General features: G+C 47.8%; 9 protein-coding genes. 3 read left to right on the top strand and 6 right to left on the bottom strand.

What is annotated here, in order from left to right:
- Both AXFE_RS08955 and AXFE_RS19320 read right to left on the bottom strand, forming a co-directional pair.
- Nucleotides 1-798: hypothetical protein (locus AXFE_RS08955; protein ID WP_152625985.1), on the bottom strand; the 798-nt coding region annotated here is incomplete at its 3' end.
- Between the two features lie 19 nt (nt 799-817).
- A complete protein-coding gene (locus AXFE_RS19320; protein ID WP_152625986.1) occupies nt 818-1,093 on the bottom strand; it encodes a hypothetical protein in 276 nt (91 codons plus the stop codon).
- On the opposite strand from AXFE_RS19320, the gene tnpA reads away from it, so the two are divergent.
- The 3 genes from tnpA (at nt 1,094) to AXFE_RS08975 (ending at nt 4,249) form a co-directional block, all read left to right on the top strand.
- Nucleotides 1,094-1,474 (top strand): IS200/IS605 family transposase, encoded by a 381-nt coding sequence (gene tnpA / locus AXFE_RS08960; RefSeq protein ID WP_160291797.1) that lies wholly within the window; start codon nt 1,094-1,096, stop codon nt 1,472-1,474.
- 750 nt (nt 1,475-2,224) lie between these two features.
- The gene (locus tag AXFE_RS08970; protein WP_052605531.1) at nt 2,225-3,364 is read left to right on the top strand and encodes an FAD-dependent oxidoreductase; all 1,140 of its coding nucleotides are present in this window, start codon (nt 2,225-2,227) and stop codon (nt 3,362-3,364) included.
- 111 nt (nt 3,365-3,475) lie between these two features.
- Complete coding sequence (locus AXFE_RS08975) at nt 3,476-4,249, top strand: HAD-IA family hydrolase (protein WP_052605532.1); 774 nt, start codon at nt 3,476-3,478, stop codon at nt 4,247-4,249.
- A gap of 52 nt (nt 4,250-4,301) precedes the next feature.
- Here the strand turns inward: AXFE_RS08975 and rdgB are convergent, their stop codons facing one another.
- The 4 genes from rdgB to AXFE_RS08995 form a co-directional block, all read right to left on the bottom strand.
- Nucleotides 4,302-4,907, bottom strand: coding sequence for an RdgB/HAM1 family non-canonical purine NTP pyrophosphatase (gene rdgB / locus AXFE_RS08980; protein ID WP_052605533.1), 606 nt, complete (start codon nt 4,905-4,907; stop codon nt 4,302-4,304).
- On the bottom strand, nt 4,904-5,677 hold the full coding sequence (gene rph / locus AXFE_RS08985) for a ribonuclease PH (RefSeq protein ID WP_052605534.1): 774 nt from the start codon (nt 5,675-5,677) through the stop codon (nt 4,904-4,906). The genes rdgB and rph overlap by 4 nt, the downstream gene beginning before the upstream one ends.
- Before the next feature lie 267 nt (nt 5,678-5,944).
- On the bottom strand, nt 5,945-6,760 hold the full coding sequence (murI, locus tag AXFE_RS08990; protein ID WP_052605535.1) for a glutamate racemase: 816 nt from the start codon (nt 6,758-6,760) through the stop codon (nt 5,945-5,947).
- Nucleotides 6,761-6,972: 212 nt separating this feature from the next.
- Nucleotides 6,973-7,979 (bottom strand): zinc ribbon domain-containing protein (locus AXFE_RS08995; protein WP_152625987.1); only part of this gene is annotated, 1,007 nt, incomplete at its 5' end.

Here is a 7,979-nt window from a genome sequence, read left to right on the forward strand (position 1 = left end):
GTATCGACCTGATGGTCGATTGCGTGTCAAGCACGCTGGACAGGTCTTGGTTGAACCTGATTCGTTCAGGAAATCTAGGTCTAATCCGGTCTTGTCTTTGAGGTAGCGTTCCTGTCGACCCCTTGACCACTGGGAGAGTTGTTGACGACCGTGGCGGCCCATGCGCCGCTTGGACTTGGTCTCCTTCTCAATACCCCTCACGTCACCAACTATAACTCTGGCGGTGTTGTGGCTAATGACGTGATTGGCCGCCTTGTTGGAAACCTGATGATCAAAGTCACAAAGTGATGATTTTGTCTTAGAGTTGATCTTCTTCTTCGCAGTTACCAGCCTTTTATGCTTCTTAGATCCATTCTTGCACTTGCTGATCTTGTGCTGAAGTTGACCGACAGCCTTGTTTCTTTGTCGTTTGATAGCTGGAGCTTCGCGTCCATTGATGATTGTCACATCTATGATCTTGGCATCTACCCAAGTAGCTAGTGCCATAGAGTTGATGATTCCTTCGTCGATGGCACTCAAAGCATCACCCGCCGAAACTTCTCGGAGGGTCTCATAAGGGATATGCAGGCTGAATCGTCTTTTATCTCGATCCCAGCACAGTTGAATCTCACCCCATAGCCCAGGGTCAACCTCTTCGCCAGTTGCAGAATCTAAAACGGTGGGAATAGAAAGATCTATACGCGGACGGCCCCTACCTAGTGACAGGTGGAGTTGACCTTTGGAGATATGCCAACCGTACCCCTTTGAGAACGAGAGAGGGCGGTAGTTCTTCTTACGCCAAGGAGATCGAACCTTCATACCTTTCTTGTTGTTTGTTCTAGCTATGGTTATGGCCTCTGAGAGATCGTGAGCGATTGTCTAAAGTGGTATGGGCGTGTAATGGACGGTCTTGGCGAGGTATCGAGTTGAGAAACCCTTGGATGTCGTACTTATTAGGAGAGCGCTTGGCTTTCCATTCGCCATGGACCCAATTGACCGCTTGGTTCCATAACAGTGCTGCCCTATGGCACGAGTCATGGGCTAGACGATAAGAGGCCCCTGTCAGAGTAACGGGCACGATAGCTGTTGTATACTCTGTGCTTCTACTAGCCATTTGATAACTAATATAGCATTATCTACTAAGGACTATATTTCACTACATGACGATGATTGGCGCAATGGAAGGCATGTGGTATATCAATTACATGCACACATCGTCTTGATACCTAGATATCGACGTAATGTCATGACCGAGAGAGTTAGTGACGAGATCAGATCTGCCCTCATTGAGGTGTGTACTCGTTTCGATTCCACCCTCGATGCTTTCGAAACAGACGGCGATCATGCCCACCTACTGATCACCAACGCAGCTAAAGTTGCCCTGTCGAGACTGGTGATGTCTATGAAGACACTTATCGCCATGAGAGTAAGGGCAAAGAACTGGCCGGAAGTCCGAGAGGCTTTGTGGGGGCAGCACTTTTGGTCGCCCTCCTAGTCGATAGTGTCTTGTGGTGGAGCCCCATTAGAGGAAGTGAAACAGTACATAGAAAACCAGAAACTCCCAAGAGGTAAATCAGGTAGACCGAGAAAGAATTAGGTCGCTTGACCCCTCCCTTACGGAAACCGATTGCGCTCCCGTTGGTTCAAAAGGCAAATTTCACTCAATTGAAGCCAAAATTCAAAATAGCCTATTTGTCTATTTAAAGGCAGTCTTCCAAGGTACCGCTTCGCGAATTGCACTTTCGGCCCCATCCTAAGATCGAGGCAAGCTTGCACTTCTCGATGGCCATTAACGGCAACATTGCAATCTTTACATGGGCCTCATCGTTCATTTGTGCCATCTGGTCACTGGTCTACTTCATTGGTTCACATTAATAGTCATCGATCAAAGATGGTTAACAATCTCACCGTCACATCAAAAGGATCCATCGATTCAATACCTCATTGGAGGTATTGCCCACACCCAATCGCCTACCCAAACGCCCAGGCAACAAAGGATCGTGACGCAGATTATCGAAGGTGAAAAATTGCCTTGGACGACAAATATAAAAAAAAGAGGCTGGTGCTTTGCTGAGCGATTGTTGACACGGCGGAAACGAAAATGGAGCATGTGGAACTTCCAAATTTACCAAGTATTCAATCTTGAGAAAGATGGCGTTGGCCATATAGGAAATTTGGCACTCTAATCTTCATGTGCCAACAAGGTGAGGAACTGTTCCCAGAACACTAAAGGTAACGTACGACTTTGAAAAAAACGACCCAAAGGCAAAAGGTAGCAATTATCGGTGCTCGAATCATCGGTTGCACACTAGTGATGAAGTCTCTAAAAGTTGGTTATGGCGTTACCCTGTTCGAACGTGATGCAACTTCCAAAGGTGCCTCAGCAAGCAATTTCGGCCTAATTATGGTAAGTGAACTTACCAAAGGAGAAGATCTTCGACTTAGGCTCGCCTCAAGCGCGCAAGGGCAAGAACTATCGGTGAAAATATCAGAAATCGACTTTAGAGCGGGGAGGTCTTTGGAGTTGTTCAAAAGCCAAACCGAACTGCAATGGACTCAACGAACAATCGACCGTGGCTCAAATAATCAACGCAAACTAAAGATAATAGACCAGTGGGATCTAAAACACTTTGGGCTCGTCGTGTTGAATTCGAATGTCTTAGGTCGTCTCTTGAGTGATTCATACCCCTCAGTCGAACCCGGGACCGCTTTAGCCGAAATAATTAAATACTTAAACTCCTCCTTGAACTGCAACCTGAGATTTTGGGTCAAACCTATAGAGGTAGATGACAACGCCGTAGAGACTCCAGATGGTATCCAAGAAGAGTTTCGCATCGTAAGCGCAACACCAAGAGAAAACTACGGCAGCTTTCTAGCTCGCCATACGGCTCCAAAAAAAACGAGCCTTCGGATCAGTCGGGCGGTTGGACTAAAGCGACAGCGCATCAAAGCGACAGTTGGACCAGTAATAATCGACAGAGAAGCCCTGGCACATCATGTTACCCATTCTTCGAACACTTGCCCCGTGAAGGACCCTCCCCAGGACGCCTCATCCGAAATGAGATACGATCTACAACTTTCATCAAGACGACCCGCCGATAGTTCCGTCTTTCTAAGAACGACCGACAACAAAGATCCTCAAGATGAATTCAGAATCGACGTCACTATGACAGAGTACATTAGTGGTAGCTTGTCCCCCTTGATCACCGCGGGAAAACTCTATAGTGGAGCTATTTGGGAGGGCGTCTATTCGTGTACCCAAGATCCCCTGCGAGACTGCGTCGCATTGGCACGTCAGAGCATTCCTATCGGTTTCAGGGGTTTGCCGAGAAGAACTAACCTTTCTCTAGCGATTGCCGACGAGATCGTCTCATGGATCAAATGACGCACCGAGAGAAAATGAGCTAAAGAATCGGTGTCATTATCACCTACCTAAAAACAATACAAAATAGCAAAATCTAATAATTTATCCACCATAACCAGGAAAGGTAACTCAATGGTGACACCATCTGAAGTTCGATCCTACCCAAAGATGATATTTGGAAACGATATAAATCTCCGAACACTAGAAGAACGAATCTTCGAAGCTGAACTAGTCGTCTCCGACATGGCCGGCACCACGATATGCGATGGAGGTCTTGTCCTTGGGGCGTTTAGAAACACCGCGGTTGAAATGGGCATTCCAACCGGATCTGAGGCATTCGACTCTACCATGCAGCAGGTGCGTGACACCATGGGTCAATCCAAAATAATCGTCTTTCGTCAGATATTTAATGATGAATCACTCGCGCTATTAGCCAATAACAAATTCGAAGATAACTACAAACAAATGATCGCTGAAAAAGGGGCCAAAGAGGTCCCAGGGGCAAGTGAGCTATTTTCAACATTGCGAGCAAGACTGATTAAAATCGCATTGACCACGGGTTTCGATAAATCAATTCAGGATCTACTGATCGATGGACTAGGTTGGACCAACAAGATAGATGCTGCTATTTGTCCCACGCAAGAGGTAAAAGGTCGGCCCGAACCCGATATGATCGAGCTAGCCATGAAAACCACAGGCGTATCGAGCTCACAAAATATCCTTGTTGTGGGAGATACGGCAAGCGACATTAAATCCGGTCGGGCAGCCGGTGTAGGACTGACGATCGGCGTGCTCTCTGGCGCGCACTCCTCTGGCGACCTCCTAAGTGCGGGAGCGGACCTAGTTCTCGAGAGTATCTTAGAGCTAACGACTCTAATCTATGCCTTCGGACGACCTATCAATTGATCCAATGAGACCAATAATAACCTGGGACTATCCGTCAAAGGAAGTAATTCAATCAGATAGAGTTCAGCTTTGAAATCACCCCATAGAGCTCCGACAAAGCTCGGCCCCTGTGTGAGATCGCATTTTTTTCCAAATGAGCCATCTCTGCGAATGTTCTGCCATCACCCTCGCTGGGAATGAATAGTGGATCGTAACCAAATCCGTCATGGCCTTTAACGAAATTGGTTACGTACCCCTCCACTTTGCCAAGACAAACAATTGGCTCATCGATCGAGTCCACACCAACCAACGCCATTGCGCACATGAAATAGGCAGGAGAGCGATCAATCCCCATGGAGGCAAGCTCACCTAACAATTTCATCCTATTTGTCTCATCGTTAGCAAATTCGCCCGAATATCGAGCCGAAAATATCCCTGGTTCACCATTTAGCGCTTCAACAAAGAGGCCCGAATCGTCGCCTAAAGACGGCAAACCAGAGACTTCCTTTCCAAAACGAGCTTTTATAATAGCATTTTCACTTAATGTGGTACCGGTTTCTTCCGGCATCTCCAATGCACCATCAATCGTCTCGACGAAGATACCTAAAGGACTTAATATCTCACTAATCTCCCTCTGTTTTCCTTGGTTTCCAGAGGCTAAAATTATCCGATCGATCATTTAGATCTCGGCTTGGGAGGATCAGATAATACTGCATTCTGCAGATCCATCAAATACGAGATACCATGCTCAGCTAAGGACAACATGTCATCCAACTGACTCTTGGAGTAGGTAGTTCGCTCGCCGGTCCCTTGAACTTCAACAAATTTACCGTCGCTGGTCATAACCACATTCATATCGACATCAGCCCTAACATCTTCTGAGTAGTCCAGATCAAGCATCGCAATTTCATCAACGATTCCAACCGATACGGCAGCGCATTGACCAATCAATGCACGCTTTGAAATCCTATTCATGTCAATGAGTCGATTTATCGCATCCGAGAGTGCCACAAAGCCGCCAACGATCGATGCCGTTCGAGTGCCACCGTCCGCCTGAAGCACATCGCAATCTACGACAAGCTGAATCTCCGGAATAGCACTCATGTCAACCACCGATCGCAAACTCCGCCCAATTAGTCGTTGGATCTCCAGCGTTCTTCCAGATTGCTTTCCTTTTGAGGCCTCACGGCCACTTCGTTCAGGAGTCGAACCGGGCAATAGCGAATATTCCGCCGTGACCCAACCCTTTCCACTTCCTCGAAGCCATGCGGGAGCTCGATCCTCCATTGAAGCAGTACATAAAACTTTGGTCTTTCCGACAGAGATCAGGGCTGACCCTAAAGCCATCTGCGTAAAGTCACGCTCGATCAATGACGGTCTTAGCTCATCCAAAGCGCGGTCTTGAAAGCGGGGCACTGATTCTCCTTGTGGGCAACTGCTAAATTCCATCCATCATCAAATGGTTATTGATGAGATGGACAATCTCATACTCAACCATAATAACGATCCCATCGTAACTATGCAGAAATCTCTCCGTGGCCGCCGAGGTTAGCGGACTTAATTTAATAGCTTCCTATAGCCACTCCGTCCAAAAGCAAAAATCATTTGCCGCCCACGCTATCTTGCCCCGACCTAAGCCATAGACTGCCATCACGTCAGGGCCTTCGGCCCTAGAATAGAGCTGAGGTCGTACCCATGACTCACCAGAAAGCAACGTCAAGGATTGTCACTCTCAAATGAACGTGAAATAATGTCTTCAAAATCTATGTCCAAAAGTAATTTGCCAATACGACGAAAGTCTTGAGCGTCGCCTGAAGTAATGCATCTGATCAGACCGAAACTATCGTCTTTTTCGTCTATGCCTCCATCGATCAGATCACGGCGTACCTGAAAAGCCGTCTCTTCCGAAGAGGAAACCAATATGGTCTCCTCTCCAACTACCTGAGAAATTACTCGAGCTATAAAGGGATAGTGGGTACACCCAAGGAGAAGCGACTCGACCTTTCGATCAATGATCGGTCGCAGGAGTCGCTCAGCCAAAACAACTAGTTGCTCTGAATTGACTTCGCCTCGCTCTACGAACTCTACAAAACCAGGAGTCGCAGCACACGTCAAATGCTTTTGCGGGGCTAATTGAGCAATACGCTCCTGATAGGCCCCCGAGGAGATGGTGCCAAGGGTACCAATTACTCCAATCGAATCTCCGTCTGCAGAGGAAACCAACGACCTAGCACCCGGTTCGATCATACCAACGATAGGACCATCGAAGGCTCTCTCTAACTCCGCAAGTGCAAACGCGCTAGCGGTATTGCAAGCGACCACTACCATCTTTACGTCGTAGAGATCTTTGAGGTACTTAACTATTTGAAGCGAGAAAGAAGTCACCTCACCCTTGGATTTTGGACCATATGGATACCTAGCGCTATCGCCAAAATAAACAATATCCTCATATGGCATAAGGTCGACGATAGCCTTGAGTACCGTTAGTCCCCCAAATCCGCTATCAAAAATTCCAACTGGTCTCTTCTGCACTGGAATTAAAGCTTATCCCAAATCAACCTGGGTCCAAGTTGGGTCATTATCTCTAAAAGTCGACAGGTACCACAAAGGCGTCAGAATCTATCTTATCGATCGAGGCCGCACCCAGAAGAGCCATGGAGATCTTCGTCTCGTGAACCTCCCCGCCCTTACGGACGGGGCTTCTGGCTCCGCCGTTTGGTTGGGGTTACCAAGCATCGCTCCCGTCACGCCACCACGACCAACTGGTCTGGTACCGATGAATCGGTACTGGTGGATGAGTTTGCTAGCTTCGGCTTGCTAATCTGAGTTGCCTCAGACAAGGCCCGGTTCTGGGCACTACTCAGGGCTCTGGCCTTGCGGCACTGCACCTTGCGGTGTGCTTCACGTTGATCAAGTGACCAGCGCTCGACAGCCCGGAGATACGTGACTCGGATTTTTGTATCCGGTCCAATTGGAGTGTATTCCCCGCATAACGCCTTCTGGAGGATATTGATCGCTCCTACAGCGTCTCGATGACAAGTAAAACCACAAATAGGGTTCTTGCATCGGTAGTATCGACCTGATGGTCGATTGCGTGTCAAGCACGCTGGACAGGTCTTGGTTGAACCTGATTCGTTCAGGAAATCTAGGTCTAATCCGGTCTTGTCTTTGAGGTAGCGTTCCTGTCGACCCCTTGACCACTGGGAGAGTTGTTGACGACCGTGGCGGCCCATGCGCCGCTTGGACTTGGTCTCCTTCTCAATACCCCTCACGTCACCAACTATAACTCTGGCGGTGTTGTGGCTAATGACGTGATTGGCCGCCTTGTTGGAAACCTGATGATCAAAGTCACAAAGTGATGATTTTGTCTTAGAGTTGATCTTCTTCTTCGCAGTTACCAGCCTTTTATGCTTCTTAGATCCATTCTTGCACTTGCTGATCTTGTGCTGAAGTTGACCGACAGCCTTGTTTCTTTGTCGTTTGATAGCTGGAGCTTCGCGTCCATTGATGATTGTCACATCTATGATCTTGGCATCTACCCAAGTAGCTAGTGCCATAGAGTTGATGATTCCTTCGTCGATGGCACTCAAAGCATCACCCGCCGAAACTTCTCGGAGGGTCTCATAAGGGATATGCAGGCTGAATCGTCTTTTATCTCGATCCCAGCACAGTTGAATCTCACCCCATAGCCCAGGGTCAACCTCTTCGCCAGTTGCAGAATCTAAAACGGTGGGAATAGAAAGATCTATAC

Source organism: Acidithrix ferrooxidans (assembly GCF_000949295.1).
GTDB lineage: Bacteria > Actinomycetota > Acidimicrobiia > Acidimicrobiales > Acidimicrobiaceae > Acidithrix > Acidithrix ferrooxidans.

Excerpts from the sequence above, each read along its gene's own strand:
- AXFE_RS19320 (WP_152625986.1), bottom strand. The coding sequence starts at position 1,093 with ATGGCTAGTAGAAGCACAGAGTATACAACAGCTATCGTGCCCGTTACT.
- AXFE_RS08975 (WP_052605532.1), top strand. The coding sequence starts at position 3,476 with ATGGTGACACCATCTGAAGTTCGATCCTACCCAAAGATGATATTTGGA.
- rdgB (WP_052605533.1), bottom strand. The coding sequence starts at position 4,907 with ATGATCGATCGGATAATTTTAGCCTCTGGAAACCAAGGAAAACAGAGG.
- rph (WP_052605534.1), bottom strand. The coding sequence starts at position 5,677 with ATGGAATTTAGCAGTTGCCCACAAGGAGAATCAGTGCCCCGCTTTCAA.